26 protein-coding genes are annotated in these 26,028 nt (G+C 50.4%); 10 read left to right on the forward strand and 16 right to left on the reverse strand.

Annotation, left to right across the window (positions count from 1 at the left end):
• Nucleotides 1-198: 198 nt before the first annotated feature.
• Complete coding sequence (locus tag ACN4EG_RS09110; RefSeq protein WP_431629031.1) at nt 199-939, reverse strand: GUN4 N-terminal ARM-like repeat domain-containing protein; 741 nt, start codon at nt 937-939, stop codon at nt 199-201.
• Between the two features lie 287 nt (nt 940-1,226).
• On the reverse strand, nt 1,227-2,081 hold the full coding sequence (locus ACN4EG_RS09115) for a metallophosphoesterase (RefSeq protein ID WP_431629032.1): 855 nt from the start codon (nt 2,079-2,081) through the stop codon (nt 1,227-1,229).
• 480 nt (nt 2,082-2,561) lie between these two features.
• On the opposite strand from ACN4EG_RS09115, the gene ACN4EG_RS09120 reads away from it, so the two are divergent.
• The gene (locus ACN4EG_RS09120) at nt 2,562-2,780 is read left to right on the forward strand and encodes a hypothetical protein (RefSeq protein WP_431629033.1); all 219 of its coding nucleotides are present in this window, start codon (nt 2,562-2,564) and stop codon (nt 2,778-2,780) included.
• Between the two features lie 227 nt (nt 2,781-3,007).
• Here ACN4EG_RS09120 and ACN4EG_RS09125 read toward each other — a convergent pair whose 3' ends face one another.
• The 6 genes from ACN4EG_RS09125 to ACN4EG_RS09150 form a co-directional block, all read right to left on the reverse strand.
• On the reverse strand, nt 3,008-4,225 hold the full coding sequence (locus ACN4EG_RS09125; protein WP_431629034.1) for a DUF4336 domain-containing protein: 1,218 nt from the start codon (nt 4,223-4,225) through the stop codon (nt 3,008-3,010).
• Nucleotides 4,226-4,285: 60 nt separating this feature from the next.
• Complete coding sequence (fabG, locus tag ACN4EG_RS09130) at nt 4,286-4,981, reverse strand: 3-oxoacyl-ACP reductase FabG (protein ID WP_431629035.1); 696 nt, start codon at nt 4,979-4,981, stop codon at nt 4,286-4,288.
• 51 nt (nt 4,982-5,032) lie between these two features.
• Nucleotides 5,033-5,500: a YbjN domain-containing protein gene (locus tag ACN4EG_RS09135; RefSeq protein ID WP_431629036.1), complete on the reverse strand. Its 468-nt coding sequence runs from the start codon at nt 5,498-5,500 to the stop codon at nt 5,033-5,035.
• Nucleotides 5,501-5,561: 61 nt separating this feature from the next.
• Entirely contained in the window at nt 5,562-9,335 is a 3,774-nt protein-coding gene (locus tag ACN4EG_RS09140; RefSeq protein WP_431629037.1) for an eCIS core domain-containing protein, read from the reverse strand.
• Between the two features lie 363 nt (nt 9,336-9,698).
• Nucleotides 9,699-10,031: a DUF3493 domain-containing protein gene (locus ACN4EG_RS09145; RefSeq protein ID WP_431629038.1), complete on the reverse strand. Its 333-nt coding sequence runs from the start codon at nt 10,029-10,031 to the stop codon at nt 9,699-9,701.
• 327 nt (nt 10,032-10,358) lie between these two features.
• On the reverse strand, nt 10,359-11,663 hold the full coding sequence (locus ACN4EG_RS09150; protein ID WP_431629039.1) for a cytosine deaminase: 1,305 nt from the start codon (nt 11,661-11,663) through the stop codon (nt 10,359-10,361).
• Between the two features lie 291 nt (nt 11,664-11,954).
• On the opposite strand from ACN4EG_RS09150, the gene ACN4EG_RS09155 reads away from it, so the two are divergent.
• Nucleotides 11,955-12,446 carry a hypothetical protein gene (locus ACN4EG_RS09155; RefSeq protein WP_431629040.1) on the forward strand — a complete coding sequence of 164 codons (492 nt, stop codon included), beginning with the start codon at nt 11,955-11,957 and terminating at the stop codon, nt 12,444-12,446.
• 162 nt (nt 12,447-12,608) lie between these two features.
• On the opposite strand, the gene ACN4EG_RS09160 is transcribed toward ACN4EG_RS09155, so the two are convergent.
• Nucleotides 12,609-14,174 (reverse strand): pentapeptide repeat-containing protein, encoded by a 1,566-nt coding sequence (locus ACN4EG_RS09160; RefSeq protein WP_431629041.1) that lies wholly within the window; start codon nt 14,172-14,174, stop codon nt 12,609-12,611.
• A gap of 203 nt (nt 14,175-14,377) precedes the next feature.
• Here ACN4EG_RS09160 and ACN4EG_RS09165 point away from each other — a divergent pair, with 203 nt between their 5' ends.
• Nucleotides 14,378-15,373, forward strand: coding sequence for a prephenate/arogenate dehydrogenase (locus ACN4EG_RS09165; protein ID WP_431629042.1), 996 nt, complete (start codon nt 14,378-14,380; stop codon nt 15,371-15,373).
• A 202-nt stretch (nt 15,374-15,575) separates the two neighbouring features.
• Here ACN4EG_RS09165 and ACN4EG_RS09170 read toward each other — a convergent pair whose 3' ends face one another.
• A complete protein-coding gene (locus tag ACN4EG_RS09170) occupies nt 15,576-16,139 on the reverse strand; it encodes a peroxiredoxin (protein ID WP_431629043.1) in 564 nt (187 codons plus the stop codon).
• 420 nt (nt 16,140-16,559) lie between these two features.
• Between ACN4EG_RS09170 and ACN4EG_RS09175 the strand changes: the two genes are divergently transcribed.
• The 3 genes from ACN4EG_RS09175 (at nt 16,560) to ACN4EG_RS09185 (ending at nt 18,500) form a co-directional block, all read left to right on the forward strand.
• Nucleotides 16,560-17,282 (forward strand): pyridoxine 5'-phosphate synthase, encoded by a 723-nt coding sequence (locus ACN4EG_RS09175; RefSeq protein ID WP_431629044.1) that lies wholly within the window; start codon nt 16,560-16,562, stop codon nt 17,280-17,282.
• A gap of 4 nt (nt 17,283-17,286) precedes the next feature.
• On the forward strand, nt 17,287-17,610 hold the full coding sequence (locus ACN4EG_RS09180; RefSeq protein WP_431629045.1) for an MgPME-cyclase complex family protein: 324 nt from the start codon (nt 17,287-17,289) through the stop codon (nt 17,608-17,610).
• Between the two features lie 68 nt (nt 17,611-17,678).
• Nucleotides 17,679-18,500 carry a hypothetical protein gene (locus ACN4EG_RS09185; protein ID WP_431629046.1) on the forward strand — a complete coding sequence of 274 codons (822 nt, stop codon included), beginning with the start codon at nt 17,679-17,681 and terminating at the stop codon, nt 18,498-18,500.
• Nucleotides 18,501-18,590: 90 nt separating this feature from the next.
• On the opposite strand, the gene ACN4EG_RS09190 is transcribed toward ACN4EG_RS09185, so the two are convergent.
• The 3 genes from ACN4EG_RS09190 to folD all read right to left on the reverse strand — a co-directional run bounded on the left by ACN4EG_RS09190 (nt 18,591) and on the right by folD (nt 21,044).
• Nucleotides 18,591-19,088 carry a divergent PAP2 family protein gene (locus ACN4EG_RS09190; protein WP_431629047.1) on the reverse strand — a complete coding sequence of 166 codons (498 nt, stop codon included), beginning with the start codon at nt 19,086-19,088 and terminating at the stop codon, nt 18,591-18,593.
• Nucleotides 19,089-19,207: 119 nt separating this feature from the next.
• Nucleotides 19,208-20,110, reverse strand: a complete 903-nt coding sequence (gene crtE / locus ACN4EG_RS09195; RefSeq protein ID WP_431629048.1) for a geranylgeranyl diphosphate synthase CrtE — start codon at nt 20,108-20,110, stop codon at nt 19,208-19,210.
• Between the two features lie 58 nt (nt 20,111-20,168).
• The gene (gene folD, locus ACN4EG_RS09200; RefSeq protein WP_431629049.1) at nt 20,169-21,044 is read right to left on the reverse strand and encodes a bifunctional methylenetetrahydrofolate dehydrogenase/methenyltetrahydrofolate cyclohydrolase FolD; all 876 of its coding nucleotides are present in this window, start codon (nt 21,042-21,044) and stop codon (nt 20,169-20,171) included.
• 196 nt (nt 21,045-21,240) lie between these two features.
• Here folD and ACN4EG_RS09205 point away from each other — a divergent pair, with 196 nt between their 5' ends.
• Nucleotides 21,241-21,603: a single stranded DNA-binding domain-containing protein gene (locus ACN4EG_RS09205; protein WP_431629050.1), complete on the forward strand. Its 363-nt coding sequence runs from the start codon at nt 21,241-21,243 to the stop codon at nt 21,601-21,603.
• 73 nt (nt 21,604-21,676) lie between these two features.
• Nucleotides 21,677-22,108: an NUDIX hydrolase gene (locus ACN4EG_RS09210; protein ID WP_431629051.1), complete on the forward strand. Its 432-nt coding sequence runs from the start codon at nt 21,677-21,679 to the stop codon at nt 22,106-22,108.
• Here ACN4EG_RS09210 and menH read toward each other — a convergent pair.
• From menH to ACN4EG_RS09225, 3 genes are all read right to left on the reverse strand, one after another.
• The gene (menH, locus tag ACN4EG_RS09215; RefSeq protein WP_431629052.1) at nt 22,089-22,916 is read right to left on the reverse strand and encodes a 2-succinyl-6-hydroxy-2,4-cyclohexadiene-1-carboxylate synthase; all 828 of its coding nucleotides are present in this window, start codon (nt 22,914-22,916) and stop codon (nt 22,089-22,091) included. The two genes, ACN4EG_RS09210 and menH, sit on opposite strands and share 20 nt — an antisense overlap.
• A 27-nt stretch (nt 22,917-22,943) precedes the next feature.
• A complete protein-coding gene (locus ACN4EG_RS09220; protein WP_431629053.1) occupies nt 22,944-23,681 on the reverse strand; it encodes a class I SAM-dependent methyltransferase in 738 nt (245 codons plus the stop codon).
• A 79-nt stretch (nt 23,682-23,760) separates the two neighbouring features.
• Complete coding sequence (locus ACN4EG_RS09225; RefSeq protein WP_431629054.1) at nt 23,761-24,783, reverse strand: tetratricopeptide repeat protein; 1,023 nt, start codon at nt 24,781-24,783, stop codon at nt 23,761-23,763.
• Nucleotides 24,784-24,879: 96 nt separating this feature from the next.
• On the opposite strand from ACN4EG_RS09225, the gene ACN4EG_RS09230 reads away from it, so the two are divergent.
• Together ACN4EG_RS09230 and ACN4EG_RS09235 are read left to right on the forward strand one after the other, a co-directional pair.
• Entirely contained in the window at nt 24,880-25,707 is an 828-nt protein-coding gene (locus ACN4EG_RS09230) for an aminotransferase class IV (RefSeq protein ID WP_431629055.1), read from the forward strand.
• Between the two features lie 15 nt (nt 25,708-25,722).
• Nucleotides 25,723-25,932, forward strand: coding sequence for a hypothetical protein (locus ACN4EG_RS09235; protein ID WP_431629056.1), 210 nt, complete (start codon nt 25,723-25,725; stop codon nt 25,930-25,932).
• Nucleotides 25,933-26,028 lie beyond the last annotated feature (96 nt).

The following is a 26,028-nucleotide window of genomic DNA, read 5'->3' on the forward strand; positions in this document are numbered from 1 at the left end:
GTCGCATTCGGGGCTATTTATCCACCTTGCGCAAGCAGAATATCAATCTTTTAGACGCTCTCGTTGGATTGTTCTCGGGCAATCCTGTGTCGCTTAAACCACAGCCTGAGTAGTTACGACAACCTGTAAATTGACTTTGCCCAACTTGCTCAACTTTGAGCCAGAATCTGAGCCGATTTCTGACCTCATGGAAGTGGCTTAGCTTTCCCAAGCCGGATGGCTGAGCAGCCCCTCGATCACACGCACACCCCGTAGTTGGTTGGACAGCGGCAAGTGACCTTTAGGAGCATCGATCGTCCAAATAAATTGGCCCGGATAGCGTGTCCAGTTAATTCCATCCTTCCAGCCAATTTTCGCCCAGAGTTTTTCCCAGTTTTTACCGACACTGAGCCACAGTTCTCGCTGGACGGAGTAGCCAAATTTTCCTTCAGAATGGGCTAACCAGAGGGCGTTAATCGTCCGCAGATCGGTTGTGGGAAAGGTGTTGACTTCAGTGAAGTAGACCCACTTACGCTGAATTGCATCGCCGCCCGCAAGTTCACAAAGTTTTTGGCTGGTAAGCTTGTCCGCTTCTAGGAAGTCCTGTTGGGCCAGTCGTTGCTGTAGGGGCAGATAATCGATCGAACGATCGGACTTGAGGGGGACAATGCCCGTGGGAAATTGCTCGGATAGGAATGCTTGGGTTGCCTCAGTTTGGGCACTAAACAGCGTTTGGTAGACTTTGGCGGCGACGGCGTTCACGGCTCCGTATTTCGTGAAAACTTGCTCGCTGGCTGGGTACTCCCGCAAAAAGTCCATGAGTACTTCGTAGCCCGGTTGCCCCAGGGTGGCCAATTGATCCACGATCGGGAGGCGATTACGTTCTGTAGCAGACAGAAATTGGGCGCGGAGATCGTTGGGAAGGGGACTGCTGACTGAGGAAGTATCCAGATTTGTCATGAATGCATTCATCCAAGTGAGCGGCGGTGGCAGGTCAAAGGTACAAAAAAAAAGAGATCTCAAAAAGGCACATTCACTCATTATCTGGGCAAAAGGGTTGCGATCGCTAGTCCCTAGCCGACTTAGAGCAATGAAGTTACAAAATCCGGTTCCCTATCAACCTTGGGTTGAGCAAAACCAAACTCAGATTGGGCGATCTCAGAGTTTCTAATTAATAAGCATAAATCCCTAGGTGAAAGGGATTCAAGCCTAGGCCAGAGATTTGCCTAGGGACGGTTCTAGAGGGGTTAGGCGGATCGGGCCACTCTTAGGGTGATGACGGTCAGTTCTGGGGGGCAGAGGATGCGCCCTGGCAGGTAGGTGCCAAGGCCACGGTTGACGTAGAGCAGATTGGTTTGCCCCATCTGATTGGGCACTGGATGCAAGCCACTGGCCCAGTCCCAGTTTTTGAGAACGCGGTGGGCCGATCGGAGGACGGGAAAGGCTTTTTTGATCCGCCAATGGATTTTTCGATAGTGACGGGAAACGAAGGCAGAGACGTTGCCAATGCCGGGGAGAATGATTTGGCCGCCGTGGGTATGGCCGGAAAGTTGCAGGTCAACGCGCCAGGGGGTGAGGTTTTTGGCGGCGTCGGGATTGTGGACGAGCAGGAGACGAGGGGTTGCTTGGGGAATGGCCTCCAGAATGGGAGCGGGCTGGAATTCCTTGGCCCAATATTCTGCCAGTCCGACGATCGCGAATTCCTGGCCTAGGGGATAGACGACTTGGTTCCAGAGGACGTGGATGCCCACTTTTTCGAGGCTTTGGGTAATTTCGGTTTGGCTGGTGCGGTGGTAGCGATCGTGGTTGCCGATAACGGCGTAGATACCATGGCGACTGTGCAGGCGTTGCAGGTAGGTGGCGAGTTCGTGGATGGGTTGGGCGGAATGGGTGACGAAATCTCCGGTGAGGGCGATCAGGTCGGGGACTTCGCGGTTACTGGCAGCGATCGCGGCTTCTAGGAGGTCGGCGGAGAGGCGCAGGCCATCCCAATGGAAGTCGGAGAGTTGAACAATTTTGAGGCCATCAAGATGGGGAGGCAGATTTTGGATCGGGAGTTCTAGGCGATCGATTTTCAGGGAGCCAGTGAGAAGCCAATGCATGACGATGGAGCCGGGAGGAGGGGGCGCTTCTACGGTAACAAATGCAAATTACAGTGGGGGGAGGGGGCGCTCGGATTTGCTGCTAGCTTCATGCAATTTTCTTTTTTCTCACCGGAACGATCGACATGACAACCATCGATATGACAACCATCGATATGACAACCATCGATATGACAACCATCGACGTTACAAACTATCTTTGTACGGTTGACAGAGTTGGACTTTCTTCGTAGTGTTGTTTCTCATAGCTGAGTGCAGCCGTGTTGAATAGCCCGATTGATCAGCTAAGACCCCGAAAATTAAAGCGCTGCCCTAGTTGCGACCAACAACGTAAGGCAGCTAAACCCCGAAGCTGAGCGTGGCAGCTAGGCGGTCTGACACGGATTTTAACATTCGATCGGGCCACCCTACTTGTCCTGCGCAAAAGGGTGGCTTTAATTTTTGGGATTTCCTCCCACCTCAACATCCAGGAGAAATCCCATGTTCATGAACTTTGGTGATTCCGATCGTGTCAACGATGCGGAACGTCAGCCATTTCGTTTTTATCTATTTGGCACTCGCAAAGAAGTCCAAGCAGCGATCAACCAATTACATGCCTTGCGTTTCTCCGATCGTATTCGCTGGAGTCCCCCCATGCCCGTCCCCGGTTCCACCTGGCAATACGTCAGCATGATGGAGCGTGATCGGGCCTTGGAGTAAGGGAGATCGATCGGTTTTCCCAAGTAGAGCGGATTCCCCCTAGCCTCTCTTAAAAAAAGGGGAACAAGAGAAAATTCGAAAGAATGGGAGAAAGACTTCTAAAATTTCCATTTCTAATCTAGTTTTACTCAAAATCCCCCTTAAAAAGGGGGATTTAGGGGGATCGAACACGCGATCGACGTTACGATGAATACTTCATCAACGCTATATTCAACACTTTAGTGATTTCAAACCTTCTCCTTCGCCGCAGGGGTAATATTCCGTTGGCGCAGACCTGCTTCAATCTCGTATAACAACTGAAAATCCTGACTCGGCAACGGCGACAAATACGGACGAACAGGCTGCTTCTCCAAAAACGAAAACGCCTGACGAAACTCCACCGGAGTCGCCACGATCGGCGCATCCAAATGGCAAGGAATAATGCGATGGAAGTTCCACTGCGCCACCCGATCGGCCCAAGCGATCGTCTGCTGTGGCTCCCGGTTTAAAATCAACTGCTGCAAAATCGGAGCCACAAATAACCGCCCATTGCCCCGCAAAACCTCAAACGATCGCTCCCAATCCGGCTTCCAACAGAACGGATATAACCCAAAATACGCCTTGCGTGAGCGATCGGGCGCATTTTTCGCTGCCTTCCATGCCTCCCCCAAAGTGGGAATGTCCAATGCACTCGGTCGAAAATAAAAGGAAAACAAAGCAATCCGCTTCCAACCCTTCAGCCGTAGCTCCGGCGTATCCCGCAGCGCCTCCGACGGCAAGTCCCGCGCATGGAACAACAACGGATAGGGATCCACTTGCAGAATCGCTGGCGGAGTCGCTGGCACCGACTGAATCGAATCCGTTAGCAACAACGTTTGAGAGGATTTATGGAAAAACGCCACCTCCGCAAACGGCCCCAGCCCTAAATTAATCGGCCCCAGCATTGCATAATCAAATTCCTGACCAAAGGGCGCTTGGCGACTGTCTTCTGGGAGCACCTGCGTTCGCCCGATCGGCAACCCCAACCAAGACAGCGGCAAATTCACCGGAAAACTCCACTGGTTCGGTGCGACAAACACCTGCGCTTTGGGAAACCGCCGCGCAAACGGCCCCACAAACACCTTATGCTCCAACCCCGACACCGTCGGCAAAATGATGTACTTCACCTCGCCATGGGCCTGCACCAGCTCCGCCATCAGCCGCAGACATTCCCGCGTCGGAGCCACGGGCGCATAGACCAGCAACCCGCCCACCTCCAGCTTGACCACCGTCATCCGAATCGGCGTCACGACGTAAAAAATGCCCTGCAACTGGTCAAACGTCCACATCCGCCCCGGAATCACCTCCGTCCGTAGCGTCGGGCGTTTCCCATAGGGATACAGCGGCACCGTAAACCAGAAATTCCACGTTCGATCGGCGTTCCCCGATTGGGGAGAAAGCGTTGAGGATTGCCGTCCCTGGGTCATGGTTGTTGTCCACCGTCCAAACTGGTATCAGATCTGGGTTATCAGATCTAGGTTGCTAGTCTAAATATTGCCATAGACCGGGATCACTGCGCCGCGCAAGTCCTGGGCCGCCTCCGACACCAGGAAACAAATCACCTGGGCGAGCGATTCCGGCTTCACCCATTGATCAGCATTGGCCTCCCCCATGGCCGCTCGATTTGCTGGCGTATCAATCACACTGGGCAACACCACATTGGCCGTAATGTTTTGCCCCTTCGTCTCATCGGCGATCGCCTGGGTCAGCGCCACCACCCCCGCCTTCGACGCGCAGTAGCCCGCCAACTGTCCCCCCGGTTGCACGGCCCCCCGCGATCCGATCGTCACAATCCGGCCATAGCCCGTCTCCAGCATTTTTCGCAGGCTGTGTTTACAGAGCAAAAACGTCGTGTTCAGATTCAGGTCAAAATCCTGCTTCCACTGCTCAAAGCTATATTCGTGGGTCTTGCCCATGGAAAAGCCCCCCACCAGTTGAATCAGTCCGTCCACCCGCCCCATTTCATTGACCAACGTCTCCACCGATCGCTCATCCCGCAAATCTGCTTGAGCAAAGCGGATCCTCGCAAAATCCGCCGGAGCAATGGTCTGCCGCAAGCGATCGAGATCCCGCTCATTCACGTAGGGAATCGTCACCTCCGCACCCTGGGCCAGAATTGCAGGTGTGACACCTACCCCCAACCCTCCCGTTCCGCCCGCCAACAGCACTCGTTTCCCATCCATAGGTATCACCGTTCTTAGCACGATAGTTTAATCTTCGACCTGGTTCGACTTTCAATCCTCAGGCAGTGATTCTTCCAACTGTTGAATGGCTGCGGCTGGACTCAGATTGTCCGTGATGATCCAAGCAAATCCTGGTAAGTATTGATCCATGACCGATAAATTTGCATAGACGATCGGGCGAATCAGATCGGCGGTCAGAACATCCGGAGCCGCTTCAATACTGGTTTTGTAATGCACCTCGCCTTCGTCAAAATCCAGTTCAAAATTACCTAGAATTAAGCCATTATTTGCACGGGTAATATACTCCGCCACCGCCGATCGTTTTTCTGGCGGCACCCCACTGGGCAAATTAGAGTAAAAGATAAACTGATGATCGTCTTCCTTGGCCTTTGCGTAGCAAACCCATTCCCCCTGGGTGCCTTCTACTTCAAACCTCAAAAGATGATGGGCAACGATATGTTCAAATTCCCATTTCTCACTCTGAAAGAAGCTAATCAACTGTTCTAAAATGCTGCTCATAGGATTTGTATGAATTCGCTAAAAGACTGGTCGTAGTGAAATCTTACTGTTGTGAATTGATTTAATCTGTTGTGTAGCCTGAAGTATACAATTCATCAATCACCCGATTCATTTCTGTCCAAAAACTATTGAGTGCTGGTTTGGCTAAAGTGGTTTCGATCGCTCGCATCACCATCTCTAACTTTTTAACTTGAGCATCGGTTTCTCCCACTTTCTCCTTTTCAATCTTATCAGCGCTGAATTTGTCCTTGGCGATATATTTCTGAGACAGGACATTGCCAATACGATTCGTAAATTTTGTGAACTGTTCGTCTGGTATCTTGTTAGCAACAAATTTTTTCATCTCTAGCTTGAGGGCACGGCCCACAAAGGTTTGTGCTTGATTAGCCACATCCTCAATTATTTGCGTCTTGAAGGTTTCCTTGCGCACGGTGCCCGTTTTTCCAGTAATTGCGGTTTTCCTGCGTTCCTGATAGGTGGGATTTTCAGGCCTCGTTGGTTTATGATCCGCTTTAGCAGTTCCTTCTAGCCGGAAGCGCTCACTCCCAGTCGCAATGCTCAACCGAGGATCGTAGAGAACTTCGTTGCTGACAATGCCTTTGCGTTTTCGGGCCTTCAGCAAGTTGTTCTGAAGTTTGCGGCCTTCCCGTGCCCCTTCTCCAAACAACGAACCCTCAGTTTTTAAATTCCCTTTAGAATCGAACAAGTCTAAGGAATACATATCATAGTCAGGGCTAGAGGCCAGAAAGACGAGATTCGGTTCCGTAGGGTACACTGCCAGCGGTTCAACGGTCGCAATGGCAATCCGGATCGCCTCATCCAGTTGGTTCGCCAGATAGGTCAAAAGGTGTTCGAGATTATCCCGTTTCAGATCACCCTTACCCTTTTTATCCTCTGCGCTGCCACTGGTGCCTTCGGTGCGGAACTCATAGCCCCCGATCGCCATGAACGGATGGCTCGGCCCCAGCGCCACGTCATAGCGCGAAAAAATGCCTTTCGGTTTGCTGCCGTCCTTGGGATCGGTTAACGGGCCTTTGAGGGCTTCGGCGGTGCTGGTGGTGGGTTGTTCTTCCGGGGCTTGCAAGCTGACTGCATCTGCATCGCCCAAGTGGATATAGACGTACTTGTTATAGGTTTTCAGCAAATTAACCATCGCACGGGTTTGGGGATGGGCCGTCACCCTTTCCTTAAATTGGGCATAGGGCAGACGGTCTTGGATACGGATGTTGGCCCTTTCATAATTCAGCGCAGTCTGTCTCGTTTCGTAGTCCTGCTCTTTGTAGGCGGCTAAGGCTCCGTCAAATCCATCTTTGTCAGGGGCTGTTTTCGCCTTCCAGTTAAAATCCCAAGTGAAGCCAAAGGACACCAAGCTAAACTGATCGAAACCATTTTTATTGGCATGGGCTTTCACCAGTTCATCGGATGTTCCATTGAGGCTGCGGAAGCGATTCACCCCAACCACAAGGCCAATCCGTTCTTTGGCTTGGGTTTGATCATCAAAGCCTTGATTGTAGTATTTCTGTGCAATTTGTTGAGGACTGGGATCGCTAGGAATAGTGGTGATGTTGATGACGTAACCCATACGATCGGTTGCAGCGCCTTTGTTTGCAACCAGAACGTTGTTGCTTTGCGGCGATCGAACTTCTCGATAGCCCATGCTGCTGCCAATTTTATCAATCTCATAGCGGCTGAGAAAGTCCTTCTTAGCGCCACCACTATTAAAATCAACAAGAATTTTCTTCAAAGCTTCCGCAGAGCCGGGGGGTGGAACGACTTTCAGTAAGTTAGCTTCCCAGTCGAAGGGGGCTTTGGTTTTCAGCTTTGTCAGCGATCCTGCCACATCCCTATCAGTCATTGCATGTAAGGCATCTAGACAGGAGTCCTTATATTGTTTCCAGAGACCGACGACAACGGCTTTGTAGTCAGCCGACCAAATCGTTTTAGCAATGGCCTGATTAATATATTTAGGATGTTTGAGATAATACTGATGAATTTCGGGCTGATCCGCAGGTATTGCCGCAGGATTCGCACTGAGGCTGGCAGTTTCACTATCCGCATTCTCAAAAAATGCTAGGAATAATTCAGCTTTCTCCTTGATTTGGGTCTGGTTCGTCCGGAACTGTTTGACCTCCGCTTCTTCGCCAATTAGTTCCTGGACAGCAGCCTTAGCATCCTCTTGGGTTTTAATGACTTTCGTAGTTGGTTTATCTTTAACGGATGTTATCAGCGTTTCTACGTTCAGCGTTGCAGCTTTCAGGAGGTTGATTTCCCCCATCACTTCACCCAGCTTCGTCTTCAACGCCGTGGGCATTCCTTCAGCAGTCTCTGGCTTTTTCAAAATTTCTAGCTTTTTCGCAAGTTTTGCAGACAGGGCTTCGCCAAGACTTTCCTTGCGCAACTCGTCCTCAACGGCTTGGTAAATTGTTGGAAGTTTAGGAATCAGTTCCGTCAATCTGGCTAGATCATCCGTGAATACTTTGTTAGCGGCTGTAACCCTTTCAGAGTAAGTGCGAGTATCTACAAACGATCCAATTAAAGTATTAATTTGGTCAGGAGTTGTGTAATCCCCGATTTGCCCCCAATCGCTAAGCCTAACTCCCTCAAAATAGTCGCTTTTGACTTGAATGGTACTAGCAGCACTTTTATATTCATTTTCCAAAGCAGACCTACTATTTTTGTAGGAATTCCCCAGCAACTTGTGCTTTAAAATTGTCCGGATTGTACTTTCCTTTTCTGTCACAAATTTTTTATATGCCTCAGTAGCGTAGGTGAGGCGGTACCCTTGGCCAGGTGCTGCTCCTTCGATCAATGTCTTTACAGTACTAAAGTTAACTGGTTGCCGCTGAATGACTGTTGGGTAAGAGGATGACGTAATCTGGAATTTGTTATTTACATGGCTATTTCGCTGCACTAGGTAGTTATTTTGCTGTACCACATGGGTTAACTCATGGGCAATCAATTCCTTGCCGCTCTGACTACTGGGATGATACGCTCCCCGTTGAAAGAAAATATCCTGACCCGTTGTAAACGCTTTCGCAAATAACGATTGATTTAAGCGATCGGACTGGCTATCGGCATGTACCCGCACTCCACTAAAATCAGCTCCAAACGCCTGTTCCATGGGAACTCGAACCCCCTCCGCTAGCGGCTGACCACTGCCACGGGACTGCGCGATCGTGGATTCCAAATTTGCCCCCTGGTTTTTCGTCCCAGACGGTGCGGTTCCCTCGCCTTCCAAGGCACTCCCAATGGCAGCACTTGGGTTCGTTGATTTTCGCTGGAGGACGGTTTTCTCTTCATCCTCTTCCTCTAGAAAGGGTGAATTTCTAGGTTGCGATTGTCCCAAGGGCTGCTGCGGTGAACGTAAATTTCTGGGTTGGGATTGTGCAAAAGGTTTCTGAGGCAAGCGTTGTATGGGAATTGCAGCAGATGGAGAAGGATGAATACTGGTTGCTTTAAGATGAACAGGATTGATTGCAGAGGCTGACAGTCTGGGTAATTGTTGTACCACCTGCTGCGCCACCCGATCGGCTTCCTGCTCATAGAGATCGCCAACGGGCCCAACTCGCAATTTAGGCTGAATCCAAGGAGGCACAGCTTCCCGTCCTGGGGCATCCACCGCAAAATTGCCAAACTCATGCAGAATGGGCGGCTGTAGTGGTGATTGCGCCTGTTGAGGCAGAGTCTCAGTTTGAGTCGGGTCACGGTGTAGTTCACGGTGTAGTTCACGCGATCGTGATGGCAACAACCCCTTGTCTCCCTGGAGGGCTGAGGGACTGGCCGCAGATGCCTGCGATGCCTGCGATGTCGATTGCTGAATCCTGCTAGAACCCATGACCCAGCCTCCTAAAGGCACACGATCGCGTTGAATGGGAAAATCTACAGCTTGAAGTTAGCTACGATTATCGCTTGGTTTGATCCAGATCGAGAGATCTTGAAGTAATGTGCTACTTTTCCCATAGGTGTCAATACTTCCCCATAGGTCTCTAAAAAACGTCACGAAAGTTAAAACGTCACAGAAGGGCGATTACAGCTCAACAGGCCATCCTAGGGGAACAGCGCATCAATAAAATCCCAATTGGGTAGGGGTAGGAGAGTAAAAGGGTAGGAGGGTAGGGGAATGAGGAGGGGATATTATTTCTTTGCAAATCCCTAGGCACGCTTCTTTCAGGCTGTTTGCGTTTAACTTGACTGTTTCCTAGGAATTTCTCTGGCGTTCCCGTTTGCGAATGGCCGAGATCGCCTTATCCTTCGATCGTTGATCCCAACGCCACAAGGTCACCATTAACGCCACCACCCCCACTTGCAACGCTAAGTTCGGCAAGGCTGAATCAACGTCACGTCCCGCCAGAAATTGCGCCAGAAAGAAAATGCCACCCACAAATCCCGACGCTCCAAAGGCCACATAGATAAATTGCCGCAACCCACGATAGGGCGCTGTGGCTTCTGCCCGCAGATAGGCATACTTTTCAGGGTCAGATTGGCGCAGAGGGACAGGTTGGGGATCCTCGGGGCGTTGCGGTTCAGACATGTTATGGGGGCCAATTTAGAGTTTCACTCAACGATATAAACTTATCTTAGAACTTCGGAACGCATTGCTTCACCTCAATTATTCATACAGGAGCCGACAAATCCAGTAGCCAACAAATCAGTAGCCAACAAATCAGTAGCCAGCAAATCGAGAAAAGCACTTGAAACCCTATAGAGTCAAACACTCTGAAATTTATAGACAGCCAAACCCAGAATCCAAACGCGATATTTCGATCGATCGTTTATCGATCGTTTCAGGAGCATCCCTTTCAGGGGTATCTATTTTCTAGCGACCTGTTCGCCCCTATCCCATGGCAATCCGATCGCTTCACATCAGATCATCCAACTCCGCATAATCCGGTAACGTTGTTTCAATTTGTTTTCCATTGCGTAGCACAATGCGATCGTGTTGACTGCGAGATAACAGTTCACTAAAGTTACGTGCTTTGAACAGAATCAAATCCGCCCCTAATCCGCCCCCAATCCGCCCCGCCTGAGGCAACCCCATCAAATCCGCAGGCGTCATCGTCATCACATTGGGCCAATCCCCATAGGGCCGATCAAGGTGGGCAATCCGTACCGATTGATTGAATACCTCTAACCCATCATGATCCCCAAAGCCGTAGAACGGATCACGGCAATTATCACTGGCGATCGCCACCGGAACCCCTGCTTTTTTCAATTCATGCAATCGCGTTACCCCGCGCCAATAGGGTGTTCGAGTCGCCTGCCGATCCTGGAGATAAAGATTACACATCGGCAAGCTAACAATGCCAATCCCTGCTTTTTTCACCAACGCGATCGTCTCCGCCGCTTGTTCCGCAGGTTGCACCGCAAGACTACAGCAATGGCCGCAAACCACTTTCCCCTTGTACTTATGCTTAATCACCGCCGCCGCAATGTGATGCAAACACCGAGACTCCGGATCGCCATTTTCATCCACATGGAAATCCAGCAATAATTTGCGTTGTTTTGCTAATTGAAACACACGATCGATTTGTTGATCCAAATCCGGATTTGTATAAGCAACACCCCCTAAAATGCCACCCATCTCCGCCACCAAATCCGCTAGCTTTTCCCCTTTCGGCGTCAGGTAATAATCTAACGAAACCAAGGAAACTGCTTGCAACGTGATGCGATCGTGCCATTCCGCTTGCAATTGCCGTAAGACCTCAAAACTAATTTTTCCCTGTTTATCAGCAGAATCAATATGGGTACGAATTGCCTGAGTTCCATGGGCATAACTGCATTTCAGGCCAAATTCCATTCGACGATAAACATCCTGTTCATTCCAGCGTTGTTTAGAATCTTTTTGAACAGTGGTCAGCGCACCTTCAAATGTTCCATTGGGATTCGGTGCACGGTTCCAAATGTGTCCCTTATCTAAATGGGTGTGCATATCCACAAAGCAAGGCCACACTATGCCATTCTGTAGATCGATCGACGGCGCACTAAAACTCGTAAACGTCCCCGCCGCCGTAATCGTGCCAATGACCCCATCCTGAATTTCAATGTCCACCGCCAGCAAATTGTCGATCGGGGGCTTGCGGGGTGTCCACTTGGATCCCCCTAGGATTAACGAAGCGGGAACATGGGCGTTACGAAGCCAATAGTGATTAGAATCAAACAACATGGATGAAATCTGTCAAAAGGCTAGGGCTGGAATCCGTCAAAAGGCTAAAGAGTTAAGCGCTCTCAAGAATTAAGCACACTGAAAACACACTGAAAGCACACTGAATCCGATGATCGCACGAAATGAGAGCTTTCCAGCACGCTGCCCTGGCGAAGCAGGCTAGAACAAGCGGATTCATCCCAAAAATTAATTCTCGTTTTCCACAAATTATCTCCCCACAACCGACTCTAAATTTGCCGTGTCATAATTTAATCAAGCCAAAATAATTGATATTTGAAAAGGAGACGGGTCATGTTGTGGAAAGGCTTAAGAACACTGCACTCCCTCGGAATTATCACGATCGCCACGCTGGCACTCGTGGCCCTTGAGCAGGTATGGCCCTCTGCTGCAATGGCCAATCCTCAGCCGATCGATGAACTGCCCATGACCAAAACGAAGGAAGCGGAGAAGTCCAATGAGGAGTTTTGGGTGCCCGCAGCTCGCGTGGATCTCCAAAAACCTGCCAAAATTCAACTCATTAACAAAACCCAAGAAACCCTAGAATACCTGATTACCACCCACACCAATTTTCGACGGCTAGCCCCTGGCCAATCGGTCATGCTCAGCGACTTTCAGCCCCCCGTTTTTGTCAATATCAACTCTCTACGGGATAGCGGCAATGTGGAATACAGCGTCACCGTTGATAAATCAAGCAATGTGGCAAATGTTGAAATTAAACCCACGATCGGCCAAGGCAACCGTACCCTCAATTTAGATAAAACTGGGGCCATTTATCTGTATTAAGGGATTTGCAAAGAAATAATATCCCCTCTTCATTCCCCTACCCTCCTACCCTTTTACTCTCCTACCCCTACCCAATTGGGATTTTATTGATGCACTGTTCCCTAAAGCTGCATTCAGATTGCTACATCAAGCCGCCCTATTCCAACGGCTAACCCAGGAACTTTATCCGATCTCCACCCGCTGCAAGTCCCGAAAGCCATTGATAAATTCAATCACCTGTTCTAAGCTCGCCGCCTGGAACTCCGGCAGTATATTGGCTTGGAATTCATCCATTTCTCGGAAAAAGGGCACCGATCGTCTGCCAAACATGGGATTGCTATAGATGGTCAAGCGTTGTCCATCCGCATTCACCAATATTGTTTGGGTCGGAGATTGGAAAAAGGGCAATTTTTGAGCGGCTAAGGGAATGGCTTGCAGCAGGCGATCGCGATTGACTTGTTGGGTATTGTGGCTGAGCAACTTAATCATCATTTGGTATTGCTGCAATTGCTCATTACTTTGGTGAAACACCCGACTGGGAATCATTTTCAGTAGGGAAGTTAAATTTTGATGGGTCGATCGAGCATCTTCAAAGGGCAAGATCGCTGCATAGGCAATCAGAAAGAGATGCGTATCCTGCGTTAGTTCAAACCGTAAAACCGTACGCCCCCGATGAATCGTAATATTGGGTGGTTGCATGGCCAATGTGGTTTGCCGTGTCAACTGTTGGTACGTCACAATCAGCGCACTGTAGGACTCTGGATCTAGCCGATCGTTAATCGTCACTTCCACCGTTGGCGGCACCCGGTAGAAAAATTCATAGGCATCATTGCTGCTAAATTGATAGGTTTTACTGCGATCGCCATTTTGACTTAAATCAATCCAACGGCAGTTAATATCCTCTACCTTTGGGCCAAAGGGCAATGTATCGTAAAGTTTAGCGCCTGTCAGTTGCGCGCCCGTCAGATCTGCCCCAGCCCAATCCACCCCCGATAGGTTAGCCCGCGTCAAATCCACATGCACTAGCGTGGTATTCAACAACGTAGCATGGCTTAAATCTGCCCCCGTTAAATTGGCCCCGCTGAGAATCGCCCCACTTAAATCCGCCCAGCGCAAATCTGCCCCACTTAAATCCGCCCAGCGCAAGTTGGCTCCTGTCAGATTGACCCCTTGCAAAATCGTCCGACTCAGATTTGCTTGCCGCAGCTCCGTTTGACGCAAATTTGCCCCGCTGAGATTCGCTCCACTCAGGTCACAACTGTGTAGTATTGCCTGTTCTAAATTAGCCGCCGTCAACACCGCCCGACGCAGATCAGCTCGACTCAAATTAGCCCGACTCAGGTTGGTACAGCGCAACTTCGCATCCCGCAGATCCGCTGCTGACAGGTTTGCCCGTTGCAACTGTGCCCGACTCAGATCCGCCCGCTCCAGTTCCGACTTAATCAGATGGGCTTGAATCAAATTAGTTTCACTCAAATCGGCTAGAGACAGGTTCGCAACATTCAAGCAAGCTTGTTGCAGGTTAGCCCGGTGCAGATTGGCTCCATTCAACTTAGTCACATTGAGCTTGGCACGACTGAGATTGGTCTGACTCAGGTTGGCACTAGTGAGATTAACCACCGTAAGATTTGCAGCCCCCAGATCAGCACCACTTAAATTGGCACCACTCAGATTGGCTTCATTAAGAGTAATAGAACCAAAATCTCGCTTTCCGATCGCGTACTGCTCTAATAATTCCTCAGGACTCATTAGTGATCCCCTGACCCAGATGGCGCATTATGTGTGAATTAATTAGTGCTAGCGTTCCCCAGTCCATTACTGAACTCGCTAAATAAGCTTAGTCAAAGAAAACCCTAGAACGGAGTTTGTCCCCATGGGAAACTAGAAAGGGAGACCAGATGCCTATCGGCTCCCTTTTGAACACCCCACTTGGAAGACCCAGACAACGGGATATGACTGAACTATCTAAGAGCACTGATGGGACTCGCAACTTGCATCGCACGGATTTAATCGATACAGCTTTGGACAACACAGCTTTAGACAACACAGCTTTAGACAACACAGCTTTAGACAACACGATGGATAAGGCTGACAAGGTAAGCACGGTTGGTATTGTGGGTTTAGGGCTAATCGGAGGATCATTAGGGCTAGATTTACGATCGCAGGGATACCGAGTCATTGGTGCCAGTCAACGGGCATCTACCTGCGAAACCGCAGAAGCTCGAGGCGTTGTCGATCGTGCAAGTCCCGATTTAGCCATCCTTGCAGAAGCTGAAGTTATCTTTCTATGCACCCCTCTTGCCCACCTAGAATCAACGACGCAACGCTTGATTCCGTATCTTAATGCAGAAACGATTCTGACAGATGTGGGTTCTGTTAAGACTCCGATTGTAGAGTCAATTCAAGCTTTGTGGAAGAACTTTGTGGGCGGACATCCCATGGCCGGCACCGCTGAAAGTGGAATTAACGCTGCCATCCCTAATTTATTTGCAGGCAATCCCTACGTATTCACCCCAACCCCAGAAACCCCCACTAGGGTAATCACAGTGGTGAGCGCGATTGCCCAAGATCTCGGTGCCATCCTGTATCGCGCTACGCCAGAAGCCCACGATCGCGCCGTCGCTTGGATTTCCCATAGTCCAGTCATAATCAGTGCCAGCCTAATTGCTGCTTGCCTAGAAGAGCCGGATACTGAAGTCCTTCAACTCGCGCAAAATCTAGCCAGTTCTGGCTTTCGGGATACCAGCCGTGTGGGAGGTGGCAATCCAGAACTGGGCTTACTAATGGCACAACTGAATCGATCGAACGTCCTACAATCGCTGCATGCCTATCGTCAACAGTTAGATCACGTAATCCAGCACATCCAACAGGAAAACTGGGAAACGCTAGAACTAATCTTGAGGAAAACGCAAGCAGAAAGACCAAAATTTCTGCGGGAATCAACTTGACCCAAAGTGCTGAGTATTGATCCAACATTTTACTGAGAGAAGTTAGCCAAACTTCCTGGGATGAACAGATCATGCTGTGAAACACTGCCTGGAGACACCCAAATTAATTGTGGGAAACCATCCCAAAGAACAGGCTTAAGTCATCAATGCCATCACTTAGAGCAACACCCTCACCAATTAGCACTAGACAGCGAATTTAGCACTAGAGGGCGGATTGCAACTCATCCAGTTTGGCCAGAACCTCTCGGCTATGCACGATCGGGTTGACACCTAGAAAAATCGATCGCAGGTTCCCCTCAGGATCCACAAGAAAGGTATGCCGTGCGGAACGAATTCCCAGCCAGGATCCATAGGCTTTGCTCACAGTGCCACCTTGATCGGCGAGCAGGGGAAATTTGAGGCCCTCAGAGTCACAAAACTCTGCATGGGAGTTCACAGAATCAGCACTGATACCCAAAATTTGCGTATTCCGCTGACGGTAGGCGGGTAAATCCTGCTGGAACTTACGGGCTTCGATCGTGCAACCAGACGTAAAATCCTGGGGATAGAAATAGGCCACGACCCACTGTCCACGATAATCAGCCAAGTGCACTTCACCTTCCCCCGTCGTCGCAGGCAGGGTAAAGTCTGGAGCTGGTTGATCGATCGGAGGCAACTTGCCGCCCATGGCTTGTGCTGCTTGCGGCAGTAGCCCCATCGTTCCAAGCACCAGCACGGTTGTCAAAATAACGGTCAAACACCAGCGAAGGCGCGATCGAGACCACATAAAATTTCTCCCAATAATCTCAACGAGCTTAATTCCATCCCAAGTCTCAATTTGCCCTCATCCTCCAACCCCTTCTCCCAAACTAGAAGAAGGAGAACCAGACCCAAATCCCTCTCCCGTTTTGGGAGGCATTTAGGATGAGGGCTACAAAAGCGAGATGCGCCGAAGGAGCTATTTATTGAATAAACTCTTTACTTAACTTTACAAAGATTGCTTTACATCGATCGCGTAATTTTCTCAAAATGGGAGTCCTTGGGGGTTAAACCGCCGATCCCGTCAGCCTTAATCTGCTCAGGAAGGGGTCGTCAGGAAGAGCGATTTATTCATCTCTGGATTGTTTTATGATTATTTAGTTTTATATCCGAGAGCCCAATTCATCCGGTAAAATTGGATCCTGTCAATTTCAGGAGAGTCCTAGCCTTGCCTACCCTTGGAGTCAACATTGACCACATTGCCACCCTGCGCCAAGCTCGCCGCACCGTTGAACCGGATCCTGTGGCGGCTGCCGTGTTCGCAGAATTAGCCGGGGCAGATGGCATTACAGTACATTTACGGGAAGATCGTCGCCATATCCAAGATCGCGACGTCCGCCTGTTACGCCAAACCGTGCGCACCCATTTGAATCTGGAGATGGCCGCAACCGATGAAATGGTGGAGATCGCCCTAGATATTAAACCTGACTACGTGACCCTGGTACCGGAGCGCCGGGAAGAAATCACGACGGAAGGGGGGCTGAATATAGCCGGTCAGCTTGACCGCATGAAAGACGTGGTGCAAGCCCTTCAAGGTGCAGGCATTCCGGTCAGCCTGTTTATTGACCCCGATGATGAGCAAATCACGGCATCCGCTGCCAGTGGGGCTAAATTCATCGAACTGCACACCGGATGCTATGCCGAAGCTAAAACCGAGGCAGAGCGTGCCCAGGAATTGCAGATCCTGTCTCAAGGGTGTGAATGGGCGATCGCCGCAGGGCTTCGGGTTAATGCAGGGCATGGATTGACCTATTGGAATGTTTATCCCGTCGCTTGTCTCCCAGGCATGGAAGAATTAAACATTGGGCATACCATCATTAGCCGTGCATCACTGGTTGGGATGGAACGGGCTGTGAGAGAAATGAAACTTGCGATTCAAGGAGACGTATAAAACAATGACGACCTACTACTACGTTTTAGCAAGCAAAAAATTCATGTTTGAAGAGGAACCGACCCACGAAATTATTCGGGAGCGGAACCGCAACTATCAAGAGAACGAGAAGGAAATTGACTTTTGGGTGATCGAGCAGCCCGCCTTCTTGCAGGCACCGGAATTTGCGGACATCAACGCCCAAGTACCCAAGCCCGCCGCTGCGATCGTCTCCACCAATAAGCAGTTCATCACTTGGCTGAAGCTGCGTTTAGAATATGTCATCACAGGCGAGTTTCAGCAGTCTGAAACGATTCCCAATCCCCTAGCATCTTTGACATCGGTCTAGCTCAATCCTCAGCTAGCGTTGGGAACCGGATACGATAAGCTTCGAATGCAACATTGGATGGAAACAGCATGAATGCGTGGCGCTGGCAAACTGGATTTTGGACGATCGTAACCGCGATCGCGCCGTTGGCGATCGGGCTTCCGGGCAAGAGCCAAATCCCTGTCTGCGCCCCGCCCAATGCTGGGGAATATCTCCTATTTGTGCTCAGCCGAACGCCGGACAGCCAAGCAATGGTACGCAGCAAGTTGCCCACGGATGTCCCCGTGAGTGTCTGCGATTACCAAGGTTCACCTGTTACGCGCCTGGGAGGCTATCAAACCGACGTGGCTGCCAACGCCTGGGCGCAGTACTTAGGACAAAGCACCGGGTTGCAAACCGTTGTGGTGAAACCCAGGCGCATTCCAGCCGTCGCTCCCAGCAGCGCAACCCCTGGGAATTCTGGAAATCCTACTGCAGCGATGCCCCAGTCCTCAGCCCCCAGTAATCCAGCCCCCAGCAATCCAGCTCCCAGTAATAATCCAGCAGCCACTAATCCAGCAGGCAGTCCCGCAAGTAACCCAGCAAAAAATCCCATAGCCCCCACCGGTCAACCACAATCGACGCAGTCTGCGATTGCAACAACGTACAATCCGCAGGCGATCGCGAGCGGCTATGCGGTGCTGGTGAACTATCAAAACCGTCCTGAGGTAGCAACCCAACTACACCAGGGACTGAATAAGGACATTGGGTTAGTGGCCTATGGTCAAAAACCCTACTTGTTGGCCCTTCACACGACAGATGCAGTGGCCGCGAACTCTGTCATGCAGTTATTGAGCGATCGGGGGTACTTGACGATGGTCGTGGATGCCCGCCGCGTCGTTTTACTGAAGTCTGCCGTGAGTCTCAAGTAAGTCTTGCAGCACCTCTAAGTCTTGCAGCACCTCCGACTAAGACCCATCCACCTCCAGCTAACCCATCTGAAACGGGGAGAGCAGCGCCTTCTAACCCCCAACCCAAATTTGACGCATCCAAGCTAATTGACCATTCCCCCCCATTTCAGAGAGGAAAGCAATGGCGATGCCCATGATTGAGCCGACAATCACCTGGACGGGGGTATGGCCTAACAGTTCTTTCAACCGGGTTTCCGTCAACTGATGATCGCCTTGGAACAGTTCATCAATTAGTTGGTTGAGGATTTTCGCCTGCTTGCCTGCGGCTTGGCGTACGCCCGTTGCATCGTACATCACGATGAAGGCAAACACTGTTGCGATCGCAAATTCTGCACTGTCCCAGCCCTGGGTTAAACCAATTCCCGTTGCCAAGGAGGTGACCAAGGCAGAGTGGGAACTGGGCATACCACCCGTTTCCACCAAGACACGCACATTCAACTTGCCATGCATCGCAAATTCAATAATCAATTTGGTTGCTTGAGCCAGTAAGCACGACGCGATCGCAATAACTAAAACGTGGTTGTCAAAGATAGCGCTCAGGGACTGCATAAAAATTGGGTTGGGAAATCGGGATCACAGAATTGAGAACACCTTACCGCAATTACGGCAGAGTCTCAATTTTTATCACCTTCAAAATCAGATCCACCTAAATTTCAGGGATAGTCAAGTTAATTTTTACGGGCAGTAATATAGTCAGCGATCGCGATGAGCGGGTCGGCAGCCGTCCCAAATCCGCTCAGTTCTGCCTTGGCCTTAGCCACAAGTTCTTCCGCTTGGCGGCGCGATTCTTCGATGCCCCAGAGCTTGGGATAGGTGGTCTTGTCCGCTTGCAAATCTTTCCCGGCAGATTTACCCAGTTCTTCGGTAGTCGCGGTAATGTCGAGGATATCATCCACAATTTGGAAGGCTAAACCGATATTTTTGGCGTAGCGCAACAGTTTTTCCTGATCCGCGTCGGAAGCCCCGGCTAGGATGGCACCACTCAGGACGGAGGCTTCTAGGAGCGCTGAAGTTTTGTTGTTGTGGATAAACGTCAGGGTTTCCAGCCCGATCGCCGCATTACCTTCCGATTGCAGATCAACCACCTGCCCATCGACTAAGCGAGCAAAGGCCCGACCTAACAGCATGACCACATCCAAAACACGATCGGCAGGGACACCCTGGGTTTCTTTGGCCACATACTCAAAGGCGTAGGATAGCAGCGCATCTCCTGCCAAAATCGCGATCGCCTCACCGTAGACTTTGTGATTCGTCGGTTTGCCCCGACGGAAATCGTCGTTATCCATGGAGGGCAAATCATCATGGATCAGGGACATCGTATGCACCATTTCCAAGGCACAGGCCGTTGCCATCGCCATTTCGGTATTGCCACCCATCAATTCGCAGGTCGCAAGGCAAAGAATGGGCCGCAGGCGCTTGCCTCCCGCCATCAGGGAGTAGCGCATGGATTCATAAATGGTTTCAGGGTAGGCGAGGGCGATCGACTGGTCGAGAGCAACTTCTACCAGCGCTTGTTTCTCAGCGAGATAGGTCTTGAGATTAAAACTTGATTTTTCACCAGCAACAACCATCGAACAGCCTCCATGAAACATTCCTAAACACAAGGATAAGAACCGAGGGTTAGCAGCCTCATCCCTCAAACTTTTTGCGGTAACTCAAAATTGTATTGTGTAACAGCATTGCCACGGTCATTTGTCCCACGCCACCTGGAACAGGGGTAATGTAGCTCGCTACATTTTTGACCCCTTCAAAGTCCACATCCCCAACAAGCCGACCTTTGCCATCGGGGGTCGCAATGCGGTTGATCCCCACATCAATCACGACGGCTCCCGGTTTGACCATATCCGCCGTCACCAGATTGGGCCGCCCCACCGCTGCCACGAGAATATCCGCCGATCGCGCTACCGCCTCCAGATCGGCAGTGCGGGAATGGGCGATCGTGACAGTCGCATCAGCTTCTAACAGCATGAGCGCCAAGGGTTTCCCCACTAGAATACTGCGGCCAATCACCACCGCTTTTTTGCCTTTAAGAGGAACATTATATTCCTTCAGCAACTCCATCACACCCGCCGGGGTGCAACTGCGCAATCCAGGTTCCCCCCGCACCAAACGCCCTAGATTGTCGGGGTGGAGTCCATCGGCATCCTTGGCGGGATCGATCGTCAGCAGAAGCTGCACATCATCTAAATGATCACCGGGCAGGGGCAACTGTACTAGAATTCCATCGACCCGATCGTCTTGGTTAAGCTCCCGGATAGCTTGTTCTAATTCCGCTTGGGTTGTGTCTGCGGGAAAGTGGCGACCAAAGGAAACGATTCCCACGCGGGCACAGGCTTTTTCCTTATTGCCTACATAGGCAGCACTAGCGGGATTGTCACCGACCATGAGGACAGCTAATCCGGGGGGGCGTCCATACTGGGCTTGCAAATCCTGAACCTGTGCAGTCATCTCAGCATACATTTTGGCTGAGAGGGCTTTTCCATCGAGTAGTTGACCAGTTGTCATGAAGATGTATGAAGTAGTGCTGGCTGCCAAGAGCCACAAAAGGATGAGATAGACTTTTCCTAGTTTCTCAGATTCAGTCTCCTAGATTTGATGCATCTGCATGAAAATTTAGTCTTTTGTTGCAAAGGGTTCTTGCTAATCCCTTCTATGTATCCTGTGATTTCTATTGTTGTGGGCTCTATATTGTGTGATTTCTATGGTGTTGCGATCGTTCCGTTGGGGGCTCGTGTGGAGTCTGTCCCTAGTCCTGCTGGGCTGTCAATCTTTACCTACGACACCAATCAACCAACTTTCTTCACCCCTTCAAGGCACGACCTTCCCCGCAGAGACTGATTCAGTGAAGATTTCTGGGCAGGTCATTTCCATCGCCCCCATGCTGGATCAGGTGGCCTATGAAGTCCAAGATGAAACAGGTCGGGTTTGGGTCTTGAGCCGGAAGCTGCCACCCCCGCAGCATAATTCTGTGGTGACGGTGACTGGCAAGGTTAAATCGACCTCGATCGTGATCAATGGGGAGGAGCTCGGGGAAGCTTACCTGGAAGACTTGAGTCAACAATAGATTTCACTCAATATCTCAATGCAATCTCTCTATCGTTTCTCTACAGTCTTTCTATTGCCCTAGGTCAACCACCATGCAAGATTCAAGAATTCAAGTCGCGATCGCGATTCTCCACCAGGACGATCGCTACTTGCTGCAACTGCGGGATAACAAGCCGGAAATTGTCTATCCGGCCTATTGGGGCTTGTTTGGAGGCCATGTGGAACCCGGTGAACATCCCGATGATGCCGTGGGCCGCGAGTTACTCGAGGAAATTGGCTATCAGGCGATCGACCTACAAAAATTTGGCTGCTACAACGATGACAAGGTGATTCGCCATATCTACCAAGCCTCGCTCACCGTAGGGCTAGATCAGTTACAGCTTAATGAAGGCTGGGATATGGGATTAGCCACCGTTACAGAAATCCAATCAGGGGAAAAGTTTTCTCCCATCGCTAACCAAGTTCGACCGATCGGGCCAACTCACCAAAAGGCATTGCTTGATTTCATTGCCCAATACCGTTAGCCATCGGGTGATCAGAGGATATCAAGGATGCTGGTCGATCGAGGGCAGCGTGAATGATGGCCTGAATGGCGGTTGGCTGCTCGATATGGACGTTGTGTCCGGCCTGCGGCACGATCGTACAGTGGGCGTTGGGCAACTGTTGGGCCATGGCCTGCTGAATCGCAACAAACTTCCCATCCCATTCCCCAGCAATCAATTGGATCGGCTGGGTCAGTTGCGGCAAATGGGGCCACAGATTGGGCTGGGCACCGAGTCCCATGGCGGTTAAAGATTTGGCAAGTTCCTGGGGCTGGTTGCGCTGGCGTTTTTGGTGAATTTCTGGAAATTTGGCATGCTGCCGGAGGGATTGGAATAACGGCTGGTGATACCAACGATCGAGAAATCCAGAAAAATCTTGCGCTAACTCCACTGCCAAAGCCCTATCCCGAGCCTGTCGTTCCTGTCGCTCCACTGCACTCGCCAGCCCTGGAGACGCCGATTCCAGAAAGACTTGGGAGGCTCGGTCAGGAAAGTGACATGCTAAATATAAGGCCAAACGTCCCCCCATCGAATATCCATAGAAAGCCGCTTGATGGATTGCTAAATGATCCAAAACAGAGATTACCTGAACTGCAGTCTCTTCCATGGAATAAGCATCACTCGGCCAATCAAGACTCTGACCATGGCCCGGTAGATCAATGCAAACACAATGGAATTGCTGCAAACAATTGTTGACAATTACAGCGAAGTCATCTCCTCGACCTAAAAAGCCATGGAGAAAACACAATGTCGGGAATTCTGGAGATCCATTAGTTTGATAATGCAGCATGTTACTGGATTAACTCACTGGATCAGCTTACTTAATCAAAACAACAATTCCTGTCGATCGCTTCCGAATTGCAGCGATATACAAGGCGACTAATCCCCCGACGATCGGCCAACGCCACAGCTTGCGTAACCTAGCATTCTTCGGTGGTGCATAGAGCCGTCCAAAGTCGCTGGCATGGGGATACCCCCGACTAGCCCGAAATCCCACCTGTTTGGCGGCACGCATGATCGTCCCAGGAGGCATATCTCGCTCAGTCACACCAAATTGAGCCATTGCTTGGATGGATTCCGGACTTTTGGAATGACCGACTCCAGGTTCAGACGTAATACAAATCCCCCCCGGTTTAAGCGCACGATACACACTGCGTAGGGCTTCTACTTCATCGATCGCGTGGTGTAAAGCATCAAAAAAGACCGCACAATCAAATTCATTTTGAAAGGCCATCAATTCATAGTCGCAGGTGACAAATTCAACGTTATTTAAACCGATATCATTCCGGTTCATTTCTGCGTATTGAATCATATCGGGCGCGATGTCTTGTCCAACAACGGTATAACCCCGTTTAGCAAAGAAGCAACTCGTCCAGCCCGTGCCACATCCCAGATCCAACAATCGAGCCGGGGGTGCGGGCAGTAGATTCATCACCGCCCCAATTTCCATTAAATATTGCCCACAGGCTCCATCGGTAAAAGGTTTATGCAAAGCATGGTAAATTCCCGCTTCACCGATATTTTTGAGATAGTCAATTTCGCCCTGTTTTGGCATTGGAATCGCCTCTTCCCGATCGGTCAACGAACTTGTCTCAAATCGCTAACGGTTGCAATCAACGGACTGCTGAAATCCGCTAATGGTCTAAACCCACTAACTGTTTGAAGGCATCGTCGTCTTTTAATCCCTTTAACAGCAGTGGTTCTTCCTTAGCCCAATCACGCATGTCTGCATTCCCCGCGATCGCTCGTTTTAGGGTTTGTAGCGCTTGCTCAGTATCCCCTTTTAGGCTGTAACAAATCGCGATTTCATAGATAAAGTCGGGATTGTCGGGGTATTCCTGCAAACCCTCTTCATAGATCGCGATCGCCTCATCGTAGCGCTCTAGCCGTTGTTTCGTTTGAGCTTTGATGTTATACGCAAACTCCGATAGCCCACCCGCCTTCTCATTTTCTATCTCGCCAGCGTAGATCGCCTCTGCTTCTTCCGTGCGCCCCAGGGTTTCTAAAAGGTAAGCTTGATCCATTATCAACAGAGGGACTGGATCTTGCTCCAGACCTTCCTTGTAGACTTCTAGCGCTTCATCGTAGCGTTGCAGTTTTTCTAAGAGCTGGCCTCGGCTGTGGTAAACCATGTAGAACGCCCCATAGCTGTCCACCCGATTCAGATCTGCGAGTGCCTCTTCGTAGCGTTCTAGGCTCTCATAGGAAAAACTGCGGGCTGTGAGATTCATGGGATTGGGAGCCATGGCTACAGCTTGATCTAAAAACTCTAGCGCTTCTTCATAGCGCTTTTGGCGATTCAGAAACGTCCCTAAACTAAAATAACAACCGGGATGATCGTCTAAAACTTGCACCATTTGCCGATGGGTGGCTTCGGCTGCCTCAATTTGCCCCGCTTCTTCTTGCACCGCCGCTTTATAGAAATACCCGTCAAAATTCTCGGGTTCAAGCTTAATGACTTTGTCAAAGGCCGCGATCGCCCGATCCCAGTCTTGGATTTCCATACAAACGCGCCCTAACTTTGTCCAAGCTTCGACACAGTTAGACTTAGCCTTGATCGCTTTTTCGTAGGCTGCGATCGCTTGTTTATGCTGCTTCCATTCCAAAGCAGTATCGCCTTTTTTGATCCACCCTAAATGCTGGTCTTTACTTGCCATATCGCTGAATTAATACAATCTCTAAACGAATGAAATTGCCAAATAGTTGAGCTGTCTTGAGGTTTTCTAGTTTATCCAGTCTTAATCACAGTTCCCATGACTTCCCCACAAAATTTAGGGTTTTGGTTCAATGGCGCAATGCAATTTAGCTCAACGATCGAACTCTCAATTACGGATCCAGGATTACTCTACGGAGCCACAGTATTTACCACCCTGCGGATTTATCAGCAATCCCTCGATCATCCCCTGACGCACTGGACTGAACATTGCGATCGCCTGCGCCACAACCTCCAAACCTTTGGCTGGGTCATGCCGGAGTGGTCGCAAGTCCGCCAAGGGGCTGAATGTCTGAGTCAACACTACCCTGTCCTACGAATCACGGTCTTTCCCGATGGCCGCGAGTGGATTACCGGACGACCTCTACCCGCCGATCTAGTCCAACGACAACAACAGGGGATTACCGCCTGGGTAGCTAACCTGGATTGGACGCGATCGCTCCCCGGTCAGAAAACTGGAAATTACCTAGTCCCCTGGCTCGCATTACAAACGGCCCAAAGCCAGCAAGCCCAGGAAGCCATTTTGACCACTTCCCAAGGCCATTGGCTAGAAACCAGTACCGGCAACCTCTGGGGCTATGTAGACGGCACTTGGTACACCCCACCCCTCAACAATCCATCCCTCGACCACAGCAGCATCCTACCGGGCATTCAGCGGCAGGCGATCCTGCAATTCTGTCAGACCCAGGGGCTGTCAACAGCACAGGTACCGTGGACTCCCAACTTAATTCAGCGGTTTCACGTAATTGCCTATTCCAACTCTGTAGTAGAGCTTGTGCCCATTCAACGGGTATTACTGGGAGAACGTAGGTTATCTTTTGCCCCAGATCACCCCGCATTACAGGCACTGCATAGCTATTTTCTTTAACCAAATTCATAACCTATGAAATCAATCCGCAGAAGTCTGCGCCAGCAACGCCTTCAAAGGCAAGCGCAGGGAGGATTTGTGGTTGCATTATTCAGCTTGATGGCCGCCTTTCTGCTGCTTCGGGCATTGGTGCTGGGGATGCCAACCAGTGAGGGAAATCCACGCTTGCAAACCCAGCATCTTCAACCGATGAACTCCTCCGCCCCGCCCGCCCAGGAAATTTAATTCCCATCCCGATTTTTTAAGGAGATGATGGTCTATAGGAATAGCTGCACTGTCAAGAGCTTGATGAAGGGCTTGATGAAAGGCTCATAATCATAG

It is taken from the genome of Alkalinema pantanalense CENA528 (assembly GCF_050753345.1).
In the GTDB taxonomy this organism is placed as follows: domain Bacteria; phylum Cyanobacteriota; class Cyanobacteriia; order Leptolyngbyales; family Leptolyngbyaceae; genus Alkalinema; species Alkalinema pantanalense.

Bases quoted from the DNA above. Each gene is read 5' to 3' on its own strand.
- ACN4EG_RS09110 (WP_431629031.1), bottom strand. From the start codon at position 939: ATGACAAATCTGGATACTTCCTCAGTCAGCAGTCCCCTTCCCAACGAT.
- ACN4EG_RS09115 (WP_431629032.1), bottom strand. From the start codon at position 2,081: ATGCATTGGCTTCTCACTGGCTCCCTGAAAATCGATCGCCTAGAACTC.
- ACN4EG_RS09120 (WP_431629033.1), top strand. From the start codon at position 2,562: ATGTTCATGAACTTTGGTGATTCCGATCGTGTCAACGATGCGGAACGT.
- ACN4EG_RS09125 (WP_431629034.1), bottom strand. From the start codon at position 4,225: ATGACCCAGGGACGGCAATCCTCAACGCTTTCTCCCCAATCGGGGAAC.
- fabG (WP_431629035.1), bottom strand. From the start codon at position 4,981: ATGGATGGGAAACGAGTGCTGTTGGCGGGCGGAACGGGAGGGTTGGGG.
- ACN4EG_RS09135 (WP_431629036.1), bottom strand. From the start codon at position 5,500: ATGAGCAGCATTTTAGAACAGTTGATTAGCTTCTTTCAGAGTGAGAAA.
- ACN4EG_RS09140 (WP_431629037.1), bottom strand. From the start codon at position 9,335: ATGGGTTCTAGCAGGATTCAGCAATCGACATCGCAGGCATCGCAGGCA.
- ACN4EG_RS09145 (WP_431629038.1), bottom strand. From the start codon at position 10,031: ATGTCTGAACCGCAACGCCCCGAGGATCCCCAACCTGTCCCTCTGCGC.
- ACN4EG_RS09150 (WP_431629039.1), bottom strand. From the start codon at position 11,663: ATGTTGTTTGATTCTAATCACTATTGGCTTCGTAACGCCCATGTTCCC.
- ACN4EG_RS09155 (WP_431629040.1), top strand. From the start codon at position 11,955: ATGTTGTGGAAAGGCTTAAGAACACTGCACTCCCTCGGAATTATCACG.
- ACN4EG_RS09160 (WP_431629041.1), bottom strand. From the start codon at position 14,174: ATGAGTCCTGAGGAATTATTAGAGCAGTACGCGATCGGAAAGCGAGAT.
- ACN4EG_RS09165 (WP_431629042.1), top strand. From the start codon at position 14,378: ATGACTGAACTATCTAAGAGCACTGATGGGACTCGCAACTTGCATCGC.
- ACN4EG_RS09170 (WP_431629043.1), bottom strand. From the start codon at position 16,139: ATGTGGTCTCGATCGCGCCTTCGCTGGTGTTTGACCGTTATTTTGACA.
- ACN4EG_RS09180 (WP_431629045.1), top strand. From the start codon at position 17,287: ATGACGACCTACTACTACGTTTTAGCAAGCAAAAAATTCATGTTTGAA.
- ACN4EG_RS09185 (WP_431629046.1), top strand. From the start codon at position 17,679: ATGAATGCGTGGCGCTGGCAAACTGGATTTTGGACGATCGTAACCGCG.
- ACN4EG_RS09190 (WP_431629047.1), bottom strand. From the start codon at position 19,088: ATGCAGTCCCTGAGCGCTATCTTTGACAACCACGTTTTAGTTATTGCG.
- crtE (WP_431629048.1), bottom strand. From the start codon at position 20,110: ATGGTTGTTGCTGGTGAAAAATCAAGTTTTAATCTCAAGACCTATCTC.
- folD (WP_431629049.1), bottom strand. From the start codon at position 21,044: ATGACAACTGGTCAACTACTCGATGGAAAAGCCCTCTCAGCCAAAATG.
- ACN4EG_RS09205 (WP_431629050.1), top strand. From the start codon at position 21,241: ATGGTGTTGCGATCGTTCCGTTGGGGGCTCGTGTGGAGTCTGTCCCTA.
- ACN4EG_RS09210 (WP_431629051.1), top strand. From the start codon at position 21,677: ATGCAAGATTCAAGAATTCAAGTCGCGATCGCGATTCTCCACCAGGAC.
- menH (WP_431629052.1), bottom strand. From the start codon at position 22,916: ATGCTGCATTATCAAACTAATGGATCTCCAGAATTCCCGACATTGTGT.
- ACN4EG_RS09220 (WP_431629053.1), bottom strand. From the start codon at position 23,681: ATGCCAAAACAGGGCGAAATTGACTATCTCAAAAATATCGGTGAAGCG.
- ACN4EG_RS09225 (WP_431629054.1), bottom strand. From the start codon at position 24,783: ATGGCAAGTAAAGACCAGCATTTAGGGTGGATCAAAAAAGGCGATACT.
- ACN4EG_RS09230 (WP_431629055.1), top strand. From the start codon at position 24,880: ATGACTTCCCCACAAAATTTAGGGTTTTGGTTCAATGGCGCAATGCAA.
- ACN4EG_RS09235 (WP_431629056.1), top strand. From the start codon at position 25,723: ATGAAATCAATCCGCAGAAGTCTGCGCCAGCAACGCCTTCAAAGGCAA.